At 65.5% G+C, this 21,623-nt stretch carries 24 protein-coding genes; 19 read left to right on the top strand and 5 right to left on the bottom strand.

Annotated elements, in window-relative coordinates; translation table 11 throughout:
- Positions 1-74: 74 nt before the first annotated feature.
- The 11 genes from murG (at position 75) to DB032_RS00490 (ending at position 9,221) form a co-directional block, all read left to right on the top strand.
- A complete protein-coding gene (murG, locus tag DB032_RS00440) occupies positions 75-1,157 on the top strand; it encodes an undecaprenyldiphospho-muramoylpentapeptide beta-N-acetylglucosaminyltransferase (RefSeq protein ID WP_107797820.1) in 1,083 nt (360 codons plus the stop codon).
- 37 nt (positions 1,158-1,194) lie between these two features.
- Positions 1,195-2,586, top strand: a complete 1,392-nt coding sequence (murC, locus tag DB032_RS00445; RefSeq protein WP_107797821.1) for a UDP-N-acetylmuramate--L-alanine ligase — start codon at positions 1,195-1,197, stop codon at positions 2,584-2,586.
- Positions 2,587-2,609: 23 nt separating this feature from the next.
- Positions 2,610-3,521 (top strand): D-alanine--D-alanine ligase, encoded by a 912-nt coding sequence (locus DB032_RS00450; RefSeq protein ID WP_107797822.1) that lies wholly within the window; start codon positions 2,610-2,612, stop codon positions 3,519-3,521.
- On the top strand, positions 3,511-4,236 hold the full coding sequence (locus tag DB032_RS00455) for a cell division protein FtsQ/DivIB (RefSeq protein ID WP_019102324.1): 726 nt from the start codon (positions 3,511-3,513) through the stop codon (positions 4,234-4,236). The genes DB032_RS00450 and DB032_RS00455 overlap by 11 nt, the downstream gene beginning before the upstream one ends.
- A gap of 46 nt (positions 4,237-4,282) precedes the next feature.
- Positions 4,283-5,494 (top strand): cell division protein FtsA, encoded by a 1,212-nt coding sequence (ftsA, locus tag DB032_RS00460; protein WP_197081372.1) that lies wholly within the window; start codon positions 4,283-4,285, stop codon positions 5,492-5,494.
- 90 nt (positions 5,495-5,584) lie between these two features.
- The gene (gene ftsZ / locus DB032_RS00465) at positions 5,585-6,775 is read left to right on the top strand and encodes a cell division protein FtsZ (RefSeq protein ID WP_039755403.1); all 1,191 of its coding nucleotides are present in this window, start codon (positions 5,585-5,587) and stop codon (positions 6,773-6,775) included.
- A gap of 111 nt (positions 6,776-6,886) precedes the next feature.
- Positions 6,887-7,798, top strand: coding sequence for a UDP-3-O-acyl-N-acetylglucosamine deacetylase (gene lpxC, locus DB032_RS00470; protein ID WP_199225982.1), 912 nt, complete (start codon positions 6,887-6,889; stop codon positions 7,796-7,798).
- Positions 7,799-7,800: 2 nt separating this feature from the next.
- The gene (locus DB032_RS00475; RefSeq protein WP_019102328.1) at positions 7,801-7,983 is read left to right on the top strand and encodes a hypothetical protein; all 183 of its coding nucleotides are present in this window, start codon (positions 7,801-7,803) and stop codon (positions 7,981-7,983) included.
- Between the two features lie 167 nt (positions 7,984-8,150).
- Positions 8,151-8,630: a cyclic pyranopterin monophosphate synthase MoaC gene (moaC, locus tag DB032_RS00480; protein WP_107797824.1), complete on the top strand. Its 480-nt coding sequence runs from the start codon at positions 8,151-8,153 to the stop codon at positions 8,628-8,630.
- Positions 8,631-8,705: 75 nt separating this feature from the next.
- On the top strand, positions 8,706-8,936 hold the full coding sequence (locus DB032_RS00485; RefSeq protein WP_107797825.1) for a CopG family ribbon-helix-helix protein: 231 nt from the start codon (positions 8,706-8,708) through the stop codon (positions 8,934-8,936).
- The gene (locus tag DB032_RS00490) at positions 8,937-9,221 is read left to right on the top strand and encodes a type II toxin-antitoxin system RelE/ParE family toxin (protein ID WP_107797826.1); all 285 of its coding nucleotides are present in this window, start codon (positions 8,937-8,939) and stop codon (positions 9,219-9,221) included. It begins immediately after the preceding gene.
- A 21-nt stretch (positions 9,222-9,242) separates the two neighbouring features.
- Here the strand turns inward: DB032_RS00490 and DB032_RS00495 are convergent, their stop codons facing one another.
- Positions 9,243-10,196 carry a bile acid:sodium symporter family protein gene (locus DB032_RS00495; RefSeq protein ID WP_107797827.1) on the bottom strand — a complete coding sequence of 318 codons (954 nt, stop codon included), beginning with the start codon at positions 10,194-10,196 and terminating at the stop codon, positions 9,243-9,245.
- Between the two features lie 171 nt (positions 10,197-10,367).
- On the opposite strand from DB032_RS00495, the gene dsdA reads away from it, so the two are divergent.
- From dsdA to DB032_RS00515, 4 genes are all read left to right on the top strand, one after another.
- Positions 10,368-11,726, top strand: coding sequence for a D-serine ammonia-lyase (gene dsdA, locus DB032_RS00500; RefSeq protein ID WP_107797828.1), 1,359 nt, complete (start codon positions 10,368-10,370; stop codon positions 11,724-11,726).
- A 14-nt stretch (positions 11,727-11,740) separates the two neighbouring features.
- Positions 11,741-12,667 carry a DNA-binding transcriptional regulator DsdC gene (gene dsdC, locus DB032_RS00505; protein WP_107797829.1) on the top strand — a complete coding sequence of 309 codons (927 nt, stop codon included), beginning with the start codon at positions 11,741-11,743 and terminating at the stop codon, positions 12,665-12,667.
- A gap of 98 nt (positions 12,668-12,765) precedes the next feature.
- The gene (locus DB032_RS00510; protein WP_107797830.1) at positions 12,766-13,467 is read left to right on the top strand and encodes a glutathione S-transferase family protein; all 702 of its coding nucleotides are present in this window, start codon (positions 12,766-12,768) and stop codon (positions 13,465-13,467) included.
- A gap of 195 nt (positions 13,468-13,662) precedes the next feature.
- Complete coding sequence (locus DB032_RS00515; protein ID WP_107797831.1) at positions 13,663-15,681, top strand: M13 family metallopeptidase; 2,019 nt, start codon at positions 13,663-13,665, stop codon at positions 15,679-15,681.
- A 169-nt stretch (positions 15,682-15,850) separates the two neighbouring features.
- Here DB032_RS00515 and DB032_RS00520 read toward each other — a convergent pair whose 3' ends face one another.
- Positions 15,851-16,627 (bottom strand): helix-turn-helix domain-containing protein, encoded by a 777-nt coding sequence (locus tag DB032_RS00520; RefSeq protein ID WP_107797832.1) that lies wholly within the window; start codon positions 16,625-16,627, stop codon positions 15,851-15,853.
- A gap of 94 nt (positions 16,628-16,721) precedes the next feature.
- On the opposite strand from DB032_RS00520, the gene DB032_RS00525 reads away from it, so the two are divergent.
- The gene (locus DB032_RS00525) at positions 16,722-17,894 is read left to right on the top strand and encodes an MFS transporter (RefSeq protein ID WP_107797833.1); all 1,173 of its coding nucleotides are present in this window, start codon (positions 16,722-16,724) and stop codon (positions 17,892-17,894) included.
- A 69-nt stretch (positions 17,895-17,963) separates the two neighbouring features.
- On the top strand, positions 17,964-18,335 hold the full coding sequence (locus DB032_RS00530; protein ID WP_107797834.1) for a cupin domain-containing protein: 372 nt from the start codon (positions 17,964-17,966) through the stop codon (positions 18,333-18,335).
- Between the two features lie 58 nt (positions 18,336-18,393).
- Here the strand turns inward: DB032_RS00530 and DB032_RS00535 are convergent, their stop codons facing one another.
- Complete coding sequence (locus DB032_RS00535; RefSeq protein WP_107797835.1) at positions 18,394-18,930, bottom strand: YfaZ family outer membrane protein; 537 nt, start codon at positions 18,928-18,930, stop codon at positions 18,394-18,396.
- 91 nt (positions 18,931-19,021) lie between these two features.
- Positions 19,022-19,663, bottom strand: coding sequence for a YceH family protein (locus DB032_RS00540; protein ID WP_107797836.1), 642 nt, complete (start codon positions 19,661-19,663; stop codon positions 19,022-19,024).
- 173 nt (positions 19,664-19,836) lie between these two features.
- On the opposite strand from DB032_RS00540, the gene DB032_RS00545 reads away from it, so the two are divergent.
- Positions 19,837-20,583, top strand: a complete 747-nt coding sequence (locus DB032_RS00545; RefSeq protein ID WP_107797837.1) for a TlyA family RNA methyltransferase — start codon at positions 19,837-19,839, stop codon at positions 20,581-20,583.
- A gap of 60 nt (positions 20,584-20,643) precedes the next feature.
- Here the strand turns inward: DB032_RS00545 and DB032_RS00550 are convergent, their stop codons facing one another.
- On the bottom strand, positions 20,644-21,120 hold the full coding sequence (locus DB032_RS00550; protein WP_107797838.1) for a universal stress protein: 477 nt from the start codon (positions 21,118-21,120) through the stop codon (positions 20,644-20,646).
- Between the two features lie 169 nt (positions 21,121-21,289).
- Here DB032_RS00550 and DB032_RS00555 point away from each other — a divergent pair, with 169 nt between their 5' ends.
- Positions 21,290-21,610 (top strand): hypothetical protein, encoded by a 321-nt coding sequence (locus DB032_RS00555; RefSeq protein WP_146176546.1) that lies wholly within the window; start codon positions 21,290-21,292, stop codon positions 21,608-21,610.
- Positions 21,611-21,623: the final 13 nt, after the last annotated feature.

Below are 21,623 nucleotides of genomic sequence, written 5' to 3' on the forward strand. Positions count from 1 at the left end.
TTCTGCGAGCCCGAAGGGCGAAGCAAAAACCGGCGCATGATGCGCGGCAACGAGAGTTAACGGAACGGATAGAGATGGCGAATCGCACGGTCATGGTGATGGCGGCTGGCACGGGTGGACACATCGTCCCCGGCCTCGCCGTGGCCAAGGAATTGCAAAGCCGGGGCTGGAAGGTGGTGTGGCTGGGCACCCGGCGCGGCATGGAGAACAAGCTGGTGCCGCCGACAGGCATTCCGCTGGAGCGGCTGAATTTCCACGGCGTGCGCGGCAAGGGCCTGCTGGGCTCGCTCAAGGGCGCGTTGCAGCTGGCCGGCGCTTTCTTCAGCAGCGCGGCGCAGATTTTCCGTCACCGCCCGGACGTGGTGCTGGGCATGGGCGGTTACGTCTGCCTGCCCGGCGGCGTGATGGCGGGCCTGCTGTGGAAACCGCTGGTCCTGGTCAACGCCGACGCCGGCCTGTTGTTGAGCAATAAGGCCTTGCTGCCCTTCGCCAAGAAACTGGCCTGCGGTTTCGACGGCGACGCGGCGCGCAACGGCAAGGCGCTGGTCACCGGCAATCCGGTGCGCGGCGAGATCGAGGGCATCGCCGCGCCGGCGGAGCGCTTCGCCGGCCGCAGCGGCCCGCTGAAGGTCTTGGTGGTGGGCGGCAGCCTGGGCGCCAAGGTTTTGAATGAAACGTTGCCGCAGGCGATGGCCAAGTTGCCGGCCGACAAGCGGCCGCGACTGACGCATCAGACCGGCGAGGCGAATTTCGGCGCGGTCGAGGCCGCGTATCAGGCCGCGGGCCTGCGGGAGCAAGTGGAACTGCTGCCCTTCGTCGACGATATGCCGCAGCGCCTGGCCGAATGCGATCTGGTGATCTGCCGCGCCGGCGCGATCACGGTCAGCGAATTGTGCGCGGCCGGCGTGCCCAGCGTGCTGGTGCCGCTGGTGGTGTCCACCACCGGCCATCAGCGCGACAACGCCGAGTGGATGGCGCAGGCCGGCGCGGCCTGGCATCTGCCGCAGAAAGAATTGAACGCCGACGGGCTTGCGGGCCTGCTGGCGGGTTTGGATAGAGAGCAGTTGCTGGACAAGGCCGAACGCGCGCGCGCGCTGGCGCGTTCCGGCGCGGCCGGCCGGGTGGCCGACCTGTGCCAGCAGCTGGCCCGGGAATGACAGAGCGTCATACGAGCGCTCAAGCAGAGACACAGACATGAAACACAGGGTCAAACACATACATTTCGTCGGCATCGGCGGCGTGGGCATGTGCGGCATCGCCGAGGTGCTGCACGGCCTGGGCTTTACCGTGTCCGGCTCCGACATGGCGGAAAGCGCCACCAGCAAACGGCTGATCGATCAGGGCATCCGCGTGTTCTACGGCCACGACGCCACCTATATGCACGGCGCCGACGTGGTGGTGACCTCCACCGCGGTCAAGGCCGACAATCCGGAAGTGCTGGAAGCGCGCGCCAACAAGATCCCGGTGATCCCGCGCGCGCTGATGCTGGCGGAACTGATGCGCTTCAAGCAGGGCATCGCCATCGCCGGCACCCACGGCAAGACCACCACCACCAGCCTGACCGCTTCGGTGCTGGGCGCGGCCGGCCTGGACCCCACCTTCGTTATCGGCGGCAAGCTGACCGCGGCCGGCACCAACGCGCGCCTGGGCTCCGGCGAGTTCCTGGTGGCCGAGGCCGACGAATCGGACGCCTCCTTCCTGCATCTGACTCCGGTGATGGCGGTGGTGACCAATATCGACGCCGACCACATGGACACCTACGACCACAGCTTCGACAAGCTCAAGCAGGCTTTCGTCGACTTCCTGCAGCGGCTGCCGTTCTACGGCCGCGCGGTGCTGTGCGTGGACGATCCCCATGTGCGCGAGATCCGCGGCCGCATCACCAAGCCGGTGACCACCTACGGTCTGGACGACTCCGCCGACATCTACGCCGAGAACGTCCGCGCCGCCGCCGGCCAGATGCATTTCGACGTGGTGGTGAAGAACGGCAAGGAAGTGCGCTTCCCGGTGGTGCTGAACATGCCGGGCCGTCACAACGTGCTCAACGCGCTGTCCGCCATCGCCATCGGCCTGGAGTGCGGCGCCAGCGTGGAAGCGATCCAGCAAGGCCTGGCCGAGTTCGCCGGCGTCGGTCGTCGCTTCCAGCGTTACGGCGAAGTGCCGGCCAAGGACGGCGGCCGCTTCACCCTGGTGGACGATTACGGCCATCACCCGGTGGAAATGGCCGCCACGCTGGCCGCGGTGCGCGGCGCCTTCCCGGACAAGCGTCTGGTGCTGGCCTTCCAGCCGCACCGCTACACCCGCACTCGGGATCTGTTTGAAGACTTCGTCAAAGTGCTGTCCAGCGTGGACGCCTTGCTGCTGTCCGAAGTCTACGCCGCCGGCGAAGCGCCCATCGTGGCCGCCGACGGCCGCGCCTTGGCGCGCGCGGTGCGGGTGCAGGGCAAGGTGGAGCCGGTGTTCGTCGAGGACATCGCCGAGATGCAGCAGACCATTTTCGATCAGGCCCGTGACGGCGACGTGGTGGTGACCATGGGCGCGGGCTCCATCGGCGCGGTGCCGGCCAAAGTGGCGGCGGGCGCGTGATGATGAATGACAAGGACAAGGCAATGAAGCAGTACGGCAAGGTGGCGGTGATGATGGGCGGCAGTTCCTCCGAGCGCGAAGTGTCGCTGATGAGCGGCGCCGGCGTGCTCAAAGCCCTGCAATCCCGCGGCGTGGACGCTCACAAGTTCGATCCGTCGGAACAGCCGCTGAGCGCGCTGAAGGACGAGGGTTTCGCACGGGTGTTCAACATCCTGCACGGCCCCTTCGGCGAAGACGGCACCCTGCAGGGCGTGTTGGAAAGCATGGGGCTGCCGTATACCGGCTGCGGCGTGATGGCGTCGGCGATCTGCATGGACAAATGGCGCACCAAGCTGCTGTGGCAGGGCGCCGGCCTGCCGATCCCGGCCTTCGAACTGCTGGACGAGAACAGCGACTTCGCCGCGGTGGAAGCCAAGCTGGGCCTGCCCATCTTCGTCAAGCCGGCCACCGAGGGCTCCAGCATCGGCGTGACCAAGGTCAAGCAGCCGGGCGAACTGAAGGCGGCGTTTGAAGAGGCGCGCAAATACGACAGCATCGTGATTGCCGAGCGTTTCATCGGCGGCGGCGAGTACACCTGCGCGGTGATCGGCGACACGGCGTATCCGACCATCAAGATCGAACCGGCGACCGAGTTTTACGACTACGACGCCAAGTATTTCCGCGACGACACCGTCTACCGTTGCCCGTCCGGCCTGAGCGAAGACGTGGAGACGCGCGCGCGCGAACTGTCGCTGGCGGCTTTCCGCGTATTGGGCGGCCGCGGCTGGGGCCGGGTGGATTTCCTGATGGACGAAGCCGGCGGCATTTACCTGCTGGAAGCCAACACCAATCCGGGCATGACCAGCCACAGCCTGGTGCCGATGGCGGCGCGGGCGATGGGCATCAGTTACGAGGATTTGTGCCTCAAGGTGCTGGATATGGTGCATGTGGGATAACCATCGGCTGCTTAGAGGCCTGGCCAATCTGATGCTGGCCGCCGCAGCGCTGATGTTGCTGTATGCAGGAGGGTTCTGGTTGACGCACGCTCCGGTGTTTCCGGTGAAGAAGATCCAGATTCGCGGCGACATGAAACGCGTGACGCCGGAACAGCTGAAGTTCATTGCCGAGCATGAGCTGTCCGGCACCTTCTTCACGCTGGACATCGACAAGACGCGGGCGGCCTTCGGCAAATTGCCGTGGGTGCGGGATGCCCAGGTGCGGCGGCGCTGGCCGGACGCGCTGGACATCTCGGTGGAAGAGCATGTGGCGCTTGCGCGCTGGGGAGAGAACGGCCTGGTCAATACCCGAGGAGAGCGGTTCGACGCCGCCAGCGACCAGGACCTGCCGGTGTTTTACGGGCCGGCGGGGGCAGAGAAGGACATGAGCGAAATGCTGGGAGGGCTGCGGCAGGATCTGGCCCCGGCGGGCGTCAAGCCGGCGGCGCTGTGGCTGTCCAGCCGCCGCGCCTGGAAAGTGGGGCTGGACAACCAGGTGCAGCTGGAGCTGGGACGCAACGACGTGAGTCCGCGCGCCCGCCGCTTCGCCCAGTACTGGAAGAGCAAATTGGCGGCGTTGCCGTATCACGTGGAATACGTGGATATGCGCTACCCGAATGGATTCGCCGTGCGGATGCCCGATTACAAGGCGCCGCCGGCCAAGGGAAACAAGTAATTAGCAGTTGGAGCGACAGGTGAGCAAACCAAAGGAAAGCAAGAACATGCTGGTTGGCCTCGACATCGGCACATCCAAGATCGTGGCGATCGTCGCAGAAGTCCTGGAGGACGGCCAACTCAATATCGTCGGCATGGGCCACACCCCGTCGCGCGGTTTGAAGCGCGGCATGGTGGTGAACATCGAATCCACGGTGCAGGCCATCCAGCGCGCGCTGGAAGAGGCGGAACTGATGGCCGACTGCAAGATTCACGAAGTGTTCGCCGGCATCGCCGGCAGCCACATCAAGAGCGTGAACTCGCACGGCATGGTGGCGATCAAGGATCGCGAAGTCACCAAGATGGACATCGACCGCGTGATTGAAACCGCGCGCGCGGTGACCATCCCGCCGGACCATCAGGTGCTGCACATCCTGACCCAGGAATACAGCATCGACGGTCAGGAAGGCGTGCGCGAACCGCTGGGCATGAGCGGTGTGCGGCTGGAAGCCAAGGTGCACATCGTCACCGGCGCGGTGTCCGCCGCCCAGAACGTGACCAAGTGCGTGCGCCGCTGCGGTCTGGAAGTGTCCGACCTGGTGCTGCAGCCGATGGCCTCCGCCATCGCGGTGCTGTCGGAAGACGAAAAAGATCTGGGCGTGTGCCTGATCGACATCGGCGGCGGCACCACCGATATCGCGGTCTACGCCAACGGCGCGATCCGCCACACCGCGGTGATTCCGATCGCAGGAGATCAGATCACCAACGACATCGCCATGGCCTTGCGCACCCCGACCAAGGAAGCCGAGGACATCAAGATCCAGCACGCGGTGGCGCTGGTGGCGATGGCGGACCCGAGCCAGATGATAGAAGTGCCGGGCGTGGGCGAGCGCGGGCCGCGGCAGATGTCGCGCGCCACGCTGGCCGAAGTGGTGGAGCCGCGGGTGGAAGAGTTGTTCCAGCTGGTGCAGCAGGAACTGCGCCGCAGCGGCTTCGAGGATTTGCTGTCCTCCGGCATCGTGCTGACCGGCGGCGCCAGCCTGATGCCGGGCATGGTGGAGCTGGCGGAAGAAGTGTTCCACATGCCGGTGCGCGTCGGCGTGCCCAAGTATGTGGGCGGCCTGGCGGAAGTGGTGAAGACCCCGCGCTTCTCCACCGGCGTCGGCCTGCTGTTGTACGGCAAGGATCAGATTCAAACGCATGCCGGCCCCAAGGTGGAGACGGCGGGTGTGGGCCAGATGTTCACGCGCATGAAGGCGTGGTTCGCTGGCAATTTCTAAGCGCTACGCGGCCGGCGCACTCGCTGGCCACGATAGCGATCGGGCAGATGTATATGAAGTCGGTAGCTCATCTTTATTGAGGAGAGGAAAATGAGCGGAATGGTCTTTGAAGTTATGCAAGAAACCGCCAATGTGGCGATCATCAAAGTCATCGGCGTCGGCGGCGGCGGTTGCAACGCCATCGACAATATGATCGACGGCAATGTGCACGGCGTGGAGTTCATCTGCGCCAACACCGACGCTCAGTCGCTGCTGCGCAACAAATCGCCGCAGAAGCTGCAGCTGGGCAACAATCTGACCCGCGGCCTGGGCGCGGGCGCCAATCCGGAAGTGGGGCGCAGCGCGGCGCTGGAAGACCGCGAACGCATCGCCGAGATGCTGCGCGGCTCCAATATGGTGTTCGTCACCGCCGGCATGGGCGGCGGCACCGGCACCGGCGCGGCGCCCGTGGTGGCCGAAGTGGCCAAGGAAATGGGCATCCTGACCGTGGGCGTGGTCACCCGGCCGTTCGAGCACGAAGGCAAGCGCATGAAAGTGGCGCAGAACGGCATCGAGGATCTGAAAAAGCACGTCGATTCGCTGATCGTGATCCCCAATGAAAAACTGATGGAAGTGCTGGGCGACGACGTGACCATGCGCGAAGCCTTCCGCGCCGCCGACGACGTGCTCAAGGGCGCGGTGGCCGGCATCGCCGAGGTGATTACTTGCCCGGGCCTGATCAACGTCGACTTTGCCGACGTGCGCACCGTGATGAGCGAAATGGGCCTGGCGATGATGGGCTCCGCCTACGCCTCCGGCATCGACCGCGCTCGCGTGGCCGCCGAACAGGCCGTGGCCAGCCCGTTGCTGGACAACATCACGCTGGAAGGCGCGCGCGGCGTGCTGGTCAACATCTCCACCGCGCCGGGTTGCCTGAAGATGAGCGAGTATCGCGAAATCATGGGCATCGTGCGCCAGTACGCGGACGAAGACGCGCAGATCAAGTTCGGCACCGCCGAAGTGGAAGACATGCCGGAAGACACCATCCGCGTGACCTTGATCGCCACCGGCCTGGGTCAGAAGAAGACCGCGCGCAATACCGAGGAGCGTCCGGAATACATCAAGATCGTCAAGACCGGCACCGACGACCGCGCGGTGGAAGTGGTCAGCTACGACGACTTTGACACCCCGGCCATCATGCGCCAGGGCCGTCGCCGCGCCGCGCCGTCCATGGACTTCTCCAACCCGGAAGTGAGCGAAAGCTACGACATCCCGGCCTTCCTGCGCAAGCAGGCGGACTGAGGCGGAGCCGCTATAGAAGAAAGCTATTTAATACTGCAAATCAATCAATAAAGTGCGGTTTTTGACTGTGCTAGAATCGGGCATTCCCATTCGTTCGAGAAGCCCGACATGATATTGCAGCGCACGCTGAAACAAGCGATAAGCGCCACGGGTGTGGGTTTGCACTCCGGCGAGCGGGTGAAGCTCACCCTGCTGCCGGCCGCGCCCGACACCGGGATCGTCTTTCGCCGCACCGACTTGCCCGAGCCGGTGACGGTGAAAGTGGATCCATCGCTCGTCAACGACACGCGACTCTCCTCCACGCTGGTGACAGACACCGGCGTGCGTGTCGGCACGATCGAGCATTTGATGTCGGCCCTGGCGGGCTTTGGCATCGACAACCTCGTGATTGAGGTCACGGCGGCGGAGATCCCCATCATGGACGGATCCGCCGCCCCTTTCATTTACCTGTTGCAGACCGCGGGCGTGGTCGAGCAGCACGCCAAGAAGCGCTTCATCCGCGTCACCCAGACGGTGGCCGTGGAAGAGCGCGGCGTGTGGGTGAAGCTGGAGCCGCACGAGGGCTTCAAGGTCACGCTGTCCATCGACTTCAACCATCCTGCCTTCAATCTGGCGCCGCAGACGGTGGCGGTGGATTTCGCGCGTCATTCTTATACCGACGAGATCAGCCGCGCGCGCACCTTCGGCTTCATGCACGAGGTGGAGTACATGCGCAACCACGGCCTGGGCCGCGGCGGCAGCCTGGACAACGCCATCGTCATCGACGACGAATACGTGCTGAATCCGGAAGGCCTGCGTTTCCCGGACGAATTCGTCCGCCACAAAATCCTGGACGCCATCGGCGACCTCTACATCATCGGCCACCCGTTGATCGCCGCCTTCTCCGGCCACAAATCCGGCCACGCGATGAACAACAAGCTGTTGCGCAAGCTGCTGGAGACGCCGGAAGCCTGGGAATACGTCAGCTACGACGACCCACTGGACGCGCCGTCCAGCTTCCACCGGCTGCCGGAGGTGGCCTAGCGGTGTTTGGTTTCTGGCGCCTGTGGCTGCTCGTCACCATCCTGCTGCTGGGCTGGGCAGGCGTCTGTTACCTATTGACCCGTAATCCGCTCTACCTGCGCTACCTCGGCCGCATCGCCCGCTGGAGCGGCGGCCTGGTAGTGCTGGTCAGCGCCTTCTGGCTGATTTACCGGCTGCTGTCCTAAGAGCCTGTTCAAGGTCTTGCGAGCAAGGGCGAGACAAGGCGAAAACGAGCGAAAAAGCGGAATGTACGAGTGGTACATGAGCATTTTGAGCTGGTTTTTAACGCCGTATCGCTGAAGCGCAGCAGACTTCGAACAGGTTCTAAGCGGGCCGGAGGAGTAATGAACCCATGTCAAAATTGACTCATTTCGACGCCGGCGGCCAGGCCCATATGGTCGATGTCGGCGCCAAGGCGCACAGCCGCCGCCGCGCGGTGGCCGAAGGCCGCATCCGCATGTTGCCCGCCACCTTCGCGCTGGTGAAGGACGGCGGCCATAAAAAAGGCGATGTGCTCGGCATCGCCCGCATCGCCGCCATCATGGCGTCCAAGAAGGCCGCGGACCTGATTCCGCTCTGCCACCCGATCGCGCTGACCCGGGTGGCGGTGGACTTCGAACTGCTGGAGGCCGACAACGCCGTGCGCATCGAGGTCACCGCCGAATGCAGCGGCCAGACCGGGGTGGAAATGGAGGCGCTGACCGCGGCCAACGTCGGCCTGCTGACCATTTACGATATGTGCAAGGCGGTGGACCGCGGCATGGTCATCGACGGCGTGCGGCTGCTGGAGAAAGAGGGCGGCAAGAGCGGGCATTGGCGGGTGGAAGGCTGACGGTCCACGCAGGGGGGCAAACAAGAGCCTTACCTTGTATGCTGTGTATACATTGTGGTTTCTGGAGGTGCTGCCATGAGTGTCATGTCCGTGAGAGTGGCTGATGATGTCGCCCAGCAACTCGAAGCTTTGGCGCATGCGACCGGTCGCAGCAAATCATTCCTGGTGGCGCAAGCCATAGGCGATTATCTGGAGCGTGAAGCCTGGCAAGTACAGGCTATTGAGGCGGGCCTGAAGGAAGCGGATGCCGGCGATTTCGCTTCTTCCGACGAAGTGAGCGCATTCTTCGCCAAGCATGGAGCATAAGTGCGGCTCGTCTGGCTACGGAGCGCGCTGCAAAATCTCCAGCAAGAGGCGGAGTTCATCGCCGAGGAAAACCCCGCCGCGGCCGCCGCCCTGGTGAGGGCGGTCAGAGCCGCAACCAAGCATCTGGCGGATTTCCCTGAAACAGGCAGACCTGGACGCGTCCCTGGCACGCGCGAACTGGTGCTGGAAGGCTTTCCCTACCTGATTCCCTATCGGGTCAAGGACGGTCAGGTTCAAATTCTCCGCATATTCCATACCCGCCGTCGGCCGCCCAAACGTTGGTGAGTATTGGCGCAGCTTGGAAGTTTACGGCGTTTGCTGCGCGCCGGCCCGCGACGCTTGACGCCGCCGCTCGGCGGGTTTGTCCCGCCAATAGCCGGCCAAGAGCGAGCCGGAAATATTGTGCCAGACCGAGAACAGCGCGCCGGGCAAGGCCGCCAGTGGGCTGAAGTAAGCCTTGCCCAGCTGGGCGGCCAGGCCGGAGTTCTGCATGCCCACCTCGATCGCCAGCGTGCGGCACACCGATTCGTCGAAGCCCAGCAAGCGTCCTCCCCAATACCCGCCCAACAGGCCGATGGCGTTGTGCAGCATCACCGCCAGAATGGTCAGCCCGCCCACCGCGGCGATATGGTTCTTGCTGCCGGCGACGATGGCGGCGATCAGCGCGACGATGGCCAGCATCGACAACAGCGGCAGCAGCGGCTCCAGCCGGCGGACCTGGGGCGCGAAGAAACGATGGGCCAGCAGGCCCAGGCCTATCGGCAGGATGACGATCTGCAGAATGCTTAGCAGCATCGCCGCCACTTCCACTTTGATCGCCGCGTCCACGTACAGCCGGGTCAGCAGCGGCGTGGCTATCACCCCAACCAGCGTCGACAGCGAGGAAATGGTGACCGATAGCGCCACGTCGCCGCGCGATAGATAGATGATCACATTGGACGCGGTGCCGCTGGCGACGCTGCCCACCAGAATCATGCCGATGGCCAGCTGCGGCGGCATCTGGAACAGCCGCGCCAGCGCCCAGGCCGCCAGCGGCATCACCAGATAGTGCAGGCCCAGTCCGGCCAGTACCGGCGCCGGCCGGCTCAGCACCCGTTTGAAATCGTCCAGCGTCAGCGTCAGCCCCATCGCGAACATGATCACCGCCAGCAGCAGCCCGGTATGCGGCAGCAGCGGGGTGAACGCCGCCGGCCGCTGGTAAGCGACGGCGGACAGCAGCAAGGCCCATAGCGGGAACAGACGGGTGATTGTGGCGAGCACGGCGACTCCTGGCGGCGGACGATGCGCCCATCATAGGCGATGCGCCCCGGTGTCTGGCAAGCCCGCGCGCGAGCATGGCTGATCCAGCGTCAGCCGTCGGCTGCGCAATCGTCTTTTGCCAGCGGCGGCGCGGCGCGGTTTAATCGGGTCTTCGATTCCATGGAGCGCGCGATGCAAGCGACGATTGCCGGCAAGACCGTGGCCGACTGGCAGGCCAGCCACCCCTTATTGACGCCCTTGATGGCCTTGCAGCCTTTGAGCTGGTTCAACCCCGTGCTGGCGCCGGCGGCGGAAGCGCTGGCCGACGTGGGCCTGAGCCGGGCCGATGTCGCGGACGCCGATGCGCGCTTGCGCCGCTTCGCGCCCTATCTGGCGCGGGTGTTTCCGGACGCGGCCGCCAGCGGCGGCGTCATCGAATCGCCGCTGCTGCCGCTGCCGGCGATGCGCGCGGCCTTATGGGCCGAGGCCGGGTTGGCGGACGGCGGCGGCCTGTGGCTGAAGGCGGACAATCTGCTGCCGATTTCCGGCTCCATCAAGGCGCGCGGCGGCATTTACGAGGTATTGAAGCACGCGGAAAGCTTGGCGCTGAGTCATGGCCTGCTGCGGGAGGGGGACGACTACGCCGGACTGGACAGCGCCGAGGCGCGGGCCTTCTTCGGCGGCTACCGGGTAGCGGTGGGCTCCACCGGCAACCTGGGCCTGTCCATCGGCATCATCAGCGCCAAGCTGGGCTTCCAGGCCAGCGTGCATATGTCGGCGGACGCGCGACAGTGGAAGAAGGACTTGCTGCGCAGCCATGGGGTCGAGGTGGTCGAGTATCCGTCCGATTACAGCGTGGCGGTGGCCGAAGGCCGCAAACAGGCGGCGTCCGATCCGCGCTGTCATTTCGTCGACGACGAGAATTCAGTCAATCTATTCCTTGGTTACGCGGTGGCGGCGGAGCGTCTGCGCGGCCAATTGGCGGAGCAGGGCGTCCGGGTGGACGCCGAACACCCGCTGCTGGTGTATCTGCCCTGCGGTGTCGGCGGCGGGCCGGGCGGGGTCGCCTTCGGCCTCAAGCTGGCTTTCGGCGACGCCGTGCATTGCCTGTTCGCCGAACCTACCCACGCGCCCTGCATGCTGCTGGGCGTTTACACCGGGCTGCATGATGAGGTGGCGGTGCAGGATTTCGGCATCGACAATCTGACCGCCGCCGACGGCTTGGCGGTGGGCCGTCCGTCCGGCTTTGTCGGGCGCGCGATGCAGCGGCTGATAGACGGCTATTACACGGTGGACGATGGCGAGCTCTACCGCTTGCTGGCCATGCTGGAGCGCGAGCAGGGCTTGCGGCTGGAGCCGTCGGCGTTGGCCGGTATGCCGGGGCCGCTGCGGGTGTTGAGCGAGACCCAGGGTTACCGCCAGCGGACGGGTTTGAGCCCGGAGCGGCTGGCGCGCGCCAGCCATCTGGTGTGGGGCACCGGCGGCGGCATGGTGCCGCCGGCGGAAATGGACGCCTATCTGGCGGAAGGCCGGCGGCGGCTGTTGGCGTGAACGATGCTGGCGATATGCTGAATCTTCCCCCGCGCGCCGGCGTCCGGCTGGACGGCGCGCAATGGTCCAATCTGCACACCTTCGCGGCGGCGGCTCGGCATCTGAGCTTCGCCCGCGCCGCCGAGGAACTGTGCCTGAGCGCCAGCGCGGTCAGCCATCGCATCGCCCGGCTGGAACGGGCGCTGGGCACCCGCCTGTTCCTGCGGCTGACCCGCAGCCTGAGGCTGAGCGAGGACGGAGAACGCATCTATCAGGCCTGGCTGGCCGGCCAGACGCGGCTGGAGGCGGCTCTGAATCCGCAGGAAGACGCCGAGCCGGCCGGCGCGGTGGCCCTGTACGCGCGGCCCTCGCTGGCGCAATGCTGGCTGGCGCCGCGGCTGGCGGATTTCGCCGCGCGCTATCCGCGCATTGCGCTGGACATCCGCAGCGGCAACGAGATGGTGGACTTCCGCGCCTGGAATATAGACCTGGCGCTGTATTACTCGGCCGGCGAGTTTCCCGGCCTGGACGCGCAGCGTCTGATGGACGAGCAGGTGGCGCCGGTGTGCAGCCCGGAGTACGCGGAGCAGCACGGCCTGCGCGACAATCCGGCGGCCCTGGCCGCATGCCTGCTGCTGCACGACGCCCAGGCCTGGGAACGGGCGGCTCACGACGCCGAATGGCGGGAGTGGGCGCGGCGGCAGAACGTGGCCTTGCCGCCGCGGGGCATCAGCTTCGACCGTTCCGACCTATGCGCGCAGGCGGCCGCGCATCACGCCGGCGTGGCGCTGGGTCGGCGTCGTTTGGTGCAGCGGCAGCTGGAACGCGGCGAACTGATGCTGCCGCTGGGGCCGTTTCAACCGCTGGGGCCGCAGGCTTATTACCTGGTGCGCGCGCCGCAAGCGCCGTCGCCGCGGGTGCGGGCGGTGATGGACTGGCTGCGGGTTTGCGCGGCGGATTAGGCGTCCTTGCCCTTTTCGCGCCTGCCCTCTCGCGCGCCTTCCCGGCGGCGTGCTAGTCTGCTTCAGTTCAATGTCATGTCTGCCGCGGGAGGCGCTTGATGATCACTCTGTATCAGTTCGGCCCGGCCATGGGCTTGGTGGACCCCAGCCCCTTCGTGATGAAGGCGGACCTGCTGCTGAAGCTGTCGGGCCTGCCCTACCGCCGCGTGCGCGGCGATATGCGCAAGGCGCCCAAGGGCAAGCTGCCTTATATCGACGACGACGGCCAGATCGTGGCGGACTCCACGCTGATCCGCCTGCATCTGGCGGACAAGCACGGCCTCACGCTGGATGCCGGTCTCAGCGAGGCGCAGAAGGCGCTGGCCTGGAGCGTGGACTGCATGCTGGGCGATCATTTCTACTGGGGCATCGTGCATGAACGCTGGATGGTGGACGAACACTTCGCGCGCGGGCCCAGCGTGTTTTTCAAAGGCGTGCCGGCCTTGCTGCGCGGCTTGGTGACGACGCTGGTGCGGCGCAAGGTGCGCGCCAATCTATGGGGGCAGGGCATGGGCCGTTTCAGCGCGGCGGAGCGCTTGCGGCTGCTGGAGGCGGACGTGGCGGCGCTGTCGGCTCTGCTGGGCGATAAGCCCTATTTCATGGGTGAGACCGCCACCTGGATAGACGCCAGCGTTTACGCCTTCGTCAGCGGCGCCTTGACCGACGCGATGGGGGAAACCCCGTCGCGGGCGCTGGTGGCGGCGCGGCCCAATCTGGCGGCCTACGCGGAAAGACTGAGGGCCGAGTTTTACAGTGGATAGGCCGGCTGGGTCCGCCGCGCCGCAGTAAGAACCTGTTTACGATCTGCTGCGCGTCGTGAAGCGTTGCACGGTGAGGACAAGCTCAAAATGCTCATGTACCACGTGTACATTCCGCTTTCTCAGCCGTTTTCGCCTTGTCTCGCCTTAGCTCGCGAGCGCGTAAACACGTTCTAAGACAAAAACAAAGGGGAAAACATGAAGATGAGCAGACTGCTGCCCTTGGCGGCCTTGCTGTGCGCGGCCGGCGCCTGGGCGGACGGCGGCCTGGATTACGGCCGTTACGGCATTGATTTGAACGGCATTGATCCGGCGGTGAGAGTACAGGACAATCTGTCGCTGCACGCCAATGGCCGCTGGATCCAGCGCACGGTGATTCCAGCCGAGCGTTCCTCGGCGGGCGTGGCGGAGGCCTTGGCGGACCGCAATCTGGAACGGCTGCGCCAGTTGATCGAACAGGCCGGGCAGGGGACGGATGCCGAGGCGGGGCAGATCGCCGCGCTGTATCGCAGCTTCATGGATGAGGATGCCATTGCTCGGCGCGGGCTGGAGCCGCTGCGCGAATCGCTGCGGGCCGTGGCCGGCCTGGGCTCGGCGGCGGAGGCGGTCCGCTATATGGGCCGCCTGCAGGATCAGCTGGTGGATACGCCGTTCCGCTTCTATGTGAGCCAGGACCCCAAGGATTCCGCCGCCTACCTGGCCGGCGTCGGCCAATCCGGTCTGGCGATGGACCAGGACTACTATCTGGGCAAGTCCGCCGACTTCGCCGCCGCGCGTAAGGCCTATTTGAGTTATCTGGAGCGGCTGTTCGCGCTGGCGGAACTGGACCAGCCGCAAAGCCGCGCCCGCGACGTGCTGGCTTTCGAGACCCGGCTGGCGAAAATCCAGTGGACCAATGTCGAGAACCGCGACATCCAGAAAACCTACAACAAGCTGAGCCTGGCCGAGTTGGCGCGCCGGCAGCCCGGCTACGATTGGCCGGCCTTGCTGGCCGACGCCGGCCTGGACGCCGCCAAGCAGTTGAATCTGGACCAGCCCGGCTATCTGAGCAAGCTGGCGCCGCTCTTGCGGGCCGCGCCCGCGTCCACGCTGCGCAACTACCTGCTGGCGCGCACGCTGGACGCTTACGCGCCCAGCCTGACGCCGGCCTTCGTCGACGCCCACTTCGACTTCTACGGCAAGACCCTGGAAGGTCGCAAACAGAACCGCCCGCGCTGGAAACGCGGCGTGGGCATGGTGGAAAGCGGCCTGGGCGAAGCGCTGGGCAAACTCTATGTGGCGCGTTATTTCACGCCGGAGGCCAAGCGCCAGGCCGACGAACTGGTGCGCAATCTGCTGCAGGCCTACGACCAGTCCATCGACACCCTGGATTGGATGAGCGCCGCCACCAAGCGCCAGGCCCATATCAAGCTGTCCAAGTACACGCTGAAGATAGGCTATCCGGACAAGTGGCGCGATTACGGCGGCCTGCAGCTGGCGCCGGACGATCTGGCCGGCAATGTGCGGCGCATCGCAGTGTTCAACTACCGCTATATGAGCGGCAAGCTGGGCCAGCCGGTGGATCGCAAGGAATGGAGCATGACGCCGCAGACGGTGAACGCCTATTACAATCCGGCCAATAACGAGATCGTGTTCCCGGCGGCCATCCTGCAGGCGCCGTATTTCGATCCCGGCTTCGATCCGGCGGTCAACTACGGCAGCATAGGCGCCACCATAGGCCACGAAATCAGCCATGGTTTCGACGACCAGGGCAGCCAGTTCGACGGCGACGGCAATATGCGCAACTGGTGGACCGCCAGCGACAAGACGCGCTTCAAGGCGGCCACGCGCAAGCTGGTCAAGCAGTACGACCGCTACCAGCCGGTGCCCGGCCACCATGTCAACGGCGAGCTGACCCTGGGCGAGAACATCGCCGACAATGCCGGCCTGGAAGTGGCCTACAAGGCCTATCATCTGGCGCTCGCCGGCAAGGACGCGCCGGTGCTGGACGGCATGAGCGGCGACCAGCGTTTCTTCATCGCCTTCGCCCAATCCTGGCGCAGCAAGAGCCGCGACGAAGCCACGCTCAAACAGCTGGTGTCGGACCCGCACACGCCGGACCTGTGGCGGCCCATCGGCACCGCCAGCAATATGGAGCCGTTCTACCAGGCCTTCGGCGTCAAGCCGGGCGACAAGATGTATCTGTCGCCCAAGCAGCGCTTCCATTTGTGGTGGTGAGTCATTCTCAGAACGTAAACAGGTTCTCAGAACCTGTTCATAATCTGCTGCGCTGCGGCGATACCGCGTTGAAAACGTCCTCAGAATGCTCATGTACCTTATGTACATTCCGCTTCTTCAGCCGTTTTCGCCTTGTCTCGCTCTTGCTCGCGAGATTTTGAACAGGTTCTCAGACTGAACGCTTGAGCTGGCCGGGCGTGAGCCCGGCATGGCGGCGGAACATGGCGATGAAGGCGCTGTCCTGCGCATAGCCCAGTTCCGCCGCCACCCGGCTGACGCTTTCCCCCTCGGCCAACAGTCGGCTGGCCTCCATCATTTTCAATTGCCGCCGCCAGGCGCTGAAGCTGAGCCCGGTCTGTTGCTGGAACAACCGGTTGACGGTGCGGGCGCTGGCGCCGGCCTGGGCGGCCAATTGCTCCAACGTGGCCTCGTCGCCGGGCTGTTGCAATAGCTGCTCGGCGATGCGCAGCAGCCGCCGGTCTTGCGGCAGCGGCAGGCTCAGCGCCTGCTCCGGCGCGCGGCCGGCCTCGTCCAGCAACACCTCCACCAGCCGCTGCTGCGCCGGCTCCAACGGCGACAGCGGCCATTCCGCCACCCGCACGATCAATTCCCGCAACAGCGGGCTGACGGCAATGATCTGCGGCCGCCGCGGCAGCGCGGGATAGACGACCGGATCGAAGTACAGGCTGCGATAGGCGAAAGGCTTGCCGGTTTCGGCCTGATGCCACAGCCCCGAGGGAATCCAGGCGGCCATTGTCGGCGGCAGCACGCAGCGGGTGTGGCCGATGCGGATTTGCAGCACGCCGCTGACCGCGTACATCAGCTGCGCGCGGCGATGGCGGTGCAGGCCGGAGTCATGCGGCGCCGGCGCGTCTATGGCCATGCCGACGATGGGATCGGCGAGCTGGTCCGGGTCCGGCGCCGTGGCGGGCAGGTAGCGCGGCATCTTGTCCGATTATCAATGTTTTGTGGCTATCCATCGATAATAGGCGTGCCTTCATCCTCCTACAATCCCTGTTCGTTGTTTTTAGGAGGACAAAATGAAAACCGCGATCCGGGCGGCGCCGCTGGCGCTGCTGATTGTATTGCTGGGTTTCCCGCAATTGAGTGAAACCATTTACGCGCCGGCCTTGACCGAGATCGCCCAGGCTTACCATGTCAGCGCCGGTCAGGCGCAGTTGACGATGAGCGTCTACTTTCTGGCTTTCGCCTTCGGCGTGGTGTGCTGGGGCCGGCTGGCCGATCTATACGGACGGCGGCCGGCCTTGCTGGCCGCCCTGGCCTGTTACGGCGCGGGCGCGGTGCTGGCGGTGATGAGCCGCGATTTCGCCGCGCTGCTGCTGGCCAGGCTATTGCTGGCCTTCGGCGCCAGCGCGGGTTCGGTGGTGGTGCAGACCATGTTGCGCGACCGCTATCAAGGCCCGGCCTTGCTGACGGTGTTCGCCACCGTCAGCGCGGTGTTGTCGCTGTCGCCGGCCTTGGGCCCGCCGCTGGGCGCCGTGCTGGTGGCCGGTTTCGGTCATCAGGGCGTGTTCGCCGCCTTGTGCGGCTTGGCGGCGCTGTTGCTGCTGTTGTCCTGGAAGCTGGCCGGCGAAACCCGGCCGGCGGACCTGCCGCCGCCGGCGGCCTTGGGCGCGGTGGCGGCCAGGATGGCGCGAGATCCGCGGGTGCTGGCCACGGTATGGCTGGTGGCCGGTTTCAATCTGCTGTTGTTCGGCTTTTACACGCTGGCCCCGTTTACGCTGCAATTGCTGGGCATGCCGGCCTGGTTGTTCGGCCTCAGCGGTTTGCTGGTGGCCGCCGGCGGCCTGTTCGGCGGCGCGGTCAATCGCCGGCTGGCGGCGCGAGGCGGCGCGGAACGCTTGCCGCGCTTGGCCTTGATGGCCGCCGGCGCGGCGGCCCTGGTTCAGTTGCTCAGCGGCTGGCCGGGTCTGCCGCCGACCGTGGCCGTCGGCGTGCTGTTGCTCAGCCAGCTGGCGATTTCCGCGGCCTTCGGCTGCGCGATTCCGCCGCTGCTGGCGGGGGCCTTGAGGGATTACCGCCAAGTGCAGGGCACGGCCGGCGCCTTATTGGGCCTGATGTACTACCTGCTGATCGCCGGCGGTCTGGGTTTGCTTGGCGCGGCTTATCAGCCGTATGTCTTGTACCAGCCCATGGCCATGGCGCTGCTGTGCGCGGCGATGTGGCCGGCGGCGAGGCGATTGAATCGGTAGGGAGTTGAATATTCTGTCTGCTTCATGGCATTGTGTTGAAAATTTCAAACAGCCATGGAGAGCAGAGCGATGAAACAGGCCAGCGATATCATTGTGTTCCAGCGTCACGACGTGGCGCTGGAATCGTTTGTGGCGGCCGAGGATCGCCGCGTCGCCGGCGAATGCCGGCAAAGCGTGGCCAACCATTATTCCGATCCCAGCGGGCAGTTCCACGCCGGCATCTGGAGCGGCGGGCTGGGCTGCTGGAAAGTGCGCTACAGCGAACACGAGTTCTGCACGCTGTTGCAAGGACGAGTGAAGGTCAGCGACGAGGCCGGGAACAGCGTGGAGTTGAAGCAGGGCGGTCACTTCGTGATCCCCGCGGGCTTCGTTGGCACCTGGCAGGTGCTGGAGCCGGCGTGCAAGACTTACGCGGTGTTCGAAGCGCGACAGGCCGAGTGAACCGCGACAAGCAACAGCCCCGCATTGCGGGGCTGTTTTTCGTGGCGGCGGGCCGGGCTTAAAAGGTGAAGCCGGCGCCGATATACATGCCGTCGGCAAGACGACGATTGCGGTTGTTGTCCTTGCGCTCGATGTCGAAGTAGCGATAGCCGGCTTCCACGGTGAACGGTCCAATGGGGTTCCAGCGCACGCCGGCGGCCAGGTCGCTGACGTTCTTGACGCTGCCGCTGGCCATGCTGTCGCCGGCGTAATAGGCCTGGCCGTAGAGGCTGAGCTTGGGCGCCAGCTGGATGTTGGCGCGGCCGCCGAGCAAGGCGGCGGTGCCGGAACCGCTGTCCGGGTTCAGGCCCATCAGCTTGCCGCCGCCGGCCAGGGTGACCGGGCCCAGCGGAATCGCGAACTCCAGGCCGGCGCCGCCGGCGTTGCCCTTGTGGTCGCTGTTCAGGTAGTCGATGGAAAGCCCCAGGCCCAGGCCCTGCGGGGTGCGGCTGAATTGCTGGAAGTCCTTGCCGGCGATAAAGCTGTAATCGGCGGCGTGGGCGGCCGCAGTCAGGGCGAGCAGCGCGGCGGCGGCGCTCAGATGCAGAGTTTTCATGGGTCACTTCTCTTGGGTGAGTTAGACAACAAGGGAAGTGACCACTTTTTAAGTAACAAGTTCGGCGAGCCGCCAAATATTCGAGTGTGAATTATTCACTGGCCAGCAAATTCTCCAGCTCCAGCAGCCGGGTTTTGAGGGCGGCCACTTCGGCTTCCAAGGCGGCGACGCGGCCGGCGATGCCCACCTCGATCACGCCGCAGCCGTTGTCGCCGGCGGCCGGCAGCGATTGCGGCTCGCCGCTGAGCAGATGGGCCCAGCGCGCTTCGCGCTCGCCGGGCTGGCGCTCCAGCTTCAGCACCAGCGGCGGGTATTTGTCGGCCAGCGCGTTGAGAGCGGTTTCCACTTCTTCCACGCCGCTGAAGCCGTAGATGCGGCCGGAACGGGTGCGGATTTCCGCCGAGGTTTGCGGTCCGCGCAACATCAGCAGGGCCAGCGCCGCCAGCCGCGCGCCTTCGATATTCCATTCGTAATTGAGCCTGTGCTCGTATTTGGCTACCCGGCTGCCGGCCGGCAGCCGCTCGCTCGCCAGCTTCTTGGCGATCAGGCTGTCCAGCGCCGCGCTGATGTCCGCTTCGGACAGCTGCATCACCGGTTCGCGGCTGGTCAGCTGGTTGCAGGCCGAGGCCAGGCCGTTCAAGGTCATCGGGTAGGCGTCCGGGGTTAGCGCCTGTTTTTCCACCAGGGCGCCCAGCACGCGCACTTCATGCGCTTCCAGTTGATGTGTATCCATCCATGTCTCCGCTTGAGGCTGCCGACGCCGGGGGCGACGGCTGGCCGGATTGGCATTTAGCGATTCTAGCGCGGTTGGCGGGCCCTACGCACGGTGAGATCATGGTCTTGGCTTGACAGCGGCCGGCGCGCTTGCCACGCTGTGCGGTTTTTGTCGATGGTGGGGAGGGTGCGATGACGCGAGTGGACGTGTTGCTGGTGGAACTGGGCCTGGCGGCTTCGCGCACGGCGGCGCAGAATCTGATCGCCGCGGGGCGGGTCCGTTGCGACGGCGCGCCGGTGAGCAAGCCCAGCCAGAAATGCGCGCCGGGCAGCCGCTTCGAGATCGCCGCCGATCCATCCGATCGTTTCGTGTCGCGCGGCGGCTTGAAAATGCTGGGCGCGCTGGAGTCGTCCGGCCTGGACCCGCGCGACGCGCTGGCGCTGGACGTGGGCCAGTCCACCGGCGGTTTCAGCGACTGCCTGCTGCAGCAGGGCGCGCGGCGAGTGGTGGGCGTGGACGTGGGGCACGATCAATTGCATCCGCGGCTGCGGACGGACGCGCGCCTGCGTTATTTCGAAGGGGTGAACGCCAGGGCGCTGGACCACGCGGCCCTGTTGGCGGCCAACGAGGGTTTGCCTTTCGACCTGATGGTGTGCGACGTGTCCTTCATTTCGCTGACCCTGGTGCTGCCCTCGGCGCTGCCCTTGATCCGTCCCGGCGGTCACCTGCTCAGCCTGGTGAAGCCGCAGTTCGAGGTGGGGCGCGAAGGTTTGGCCAGGGGCGGCATCGTACGCGACGAGAGCCTGTATCCGCGCGTACGGGACAAGATCAGCGAAGCGGTGCGGGAGCAGGGCTTTGAGCTGCTGAAGTGGTTCGACAGTCCGATCACCGGTGGCGACGGCAACCGCGAGTTCTTCATCTACGCGCGCAAGCGCTGAGCGGCGCGAGGCGACGCCTTGTTATGATGAAGGCATCGCCAGGGCCGCGCGTCGCGGTTATTATTCCGCTTGGCCGAACTCGCTTTGCTCGCTGCGCAGAACCATGACGGGACAGTTGGCGCGGCGCAGCAGGTTCTGGGCGAAGCTGCCCAACAGCAGATGGGCGATGCCGCTGCGGCCATGAGTGCCGAGCACGACCAGGCCGGCTTTGTGGCTGTCCGCGTAGCGCACCAGCAGTTCCGCCATGTCGGCGCCGCCGTCCCAGCTTTCCGCCATGTGGATCTGCACTTGTTCCACGCCGGCTTCCACCGCCTGTTTGCGCGCCTGTTCCAGCACGCGATTGCCGTCGCGGAAGGCTTGATCGTGCAGTTCGTGGGTGCCGAGCAGGCCGACGCCTTCCACCGCCAGATCGCGCAGGCTGGCGATGTGGAACAGGGTCAGGCTGGCTTTGCAGAACTTGGCGACGCGGATGGCTTCCAGCAGCGCCTTGTCCGAATTGCTGCTGCCGTCCAGCGCGGCGATGATGTGTTGGTACATGTCCGATGTCCTTTATGGCTGGTGAGACAGGAGGATTATCGTGACAGCATATCGCGGCGGGCGGTCCAGGCCAAGCCGGCATGGACCGGGTTTGACCTGGCGCAAGGCGTTGACGGCGGGGCGAGGCGGTGTTTTACAATGACATCCTCAGTTAAAGGTTTGATTTGAAATGTTTGTTTTTCTATTGATCGTGGGCGCGTGTTTGCTGGCTTTGCTGGGGTGGATTGTGTACTCGCGCCGCGCGCCGCGCCAGGTCACGAGGACGCGCGCCGAGGACAAGGTGTACGCCTTGAATACCCAGATCCGCAGCGTGGAGCCGCCTGAGCATTCCACCGGAGCGGCCTTCGGCGTGTTGCTCAAGGCCGCGCGCGGCGACCGCGCCGCGGTGGAAAAGTGGATCGTGGCCGAGCAATACCGCGGCAGCGTGCCGGTCAGCCGCGAGGAGGCGATCGAACTGCTGGCGCGGCGGCTGCTGTTGAGCCGCAACTGAGGCGCTTGGCGCG

The sequence above is a fragment of the Chromobacterium sp. Panama genome (assembly GCF_003052555.1).
Classification (GTDB): Bacteria; Pseudomonadota; Gammaproteobacteria; order Burkholderiales; family Chromobacteriaceae; genus Chromobacterium.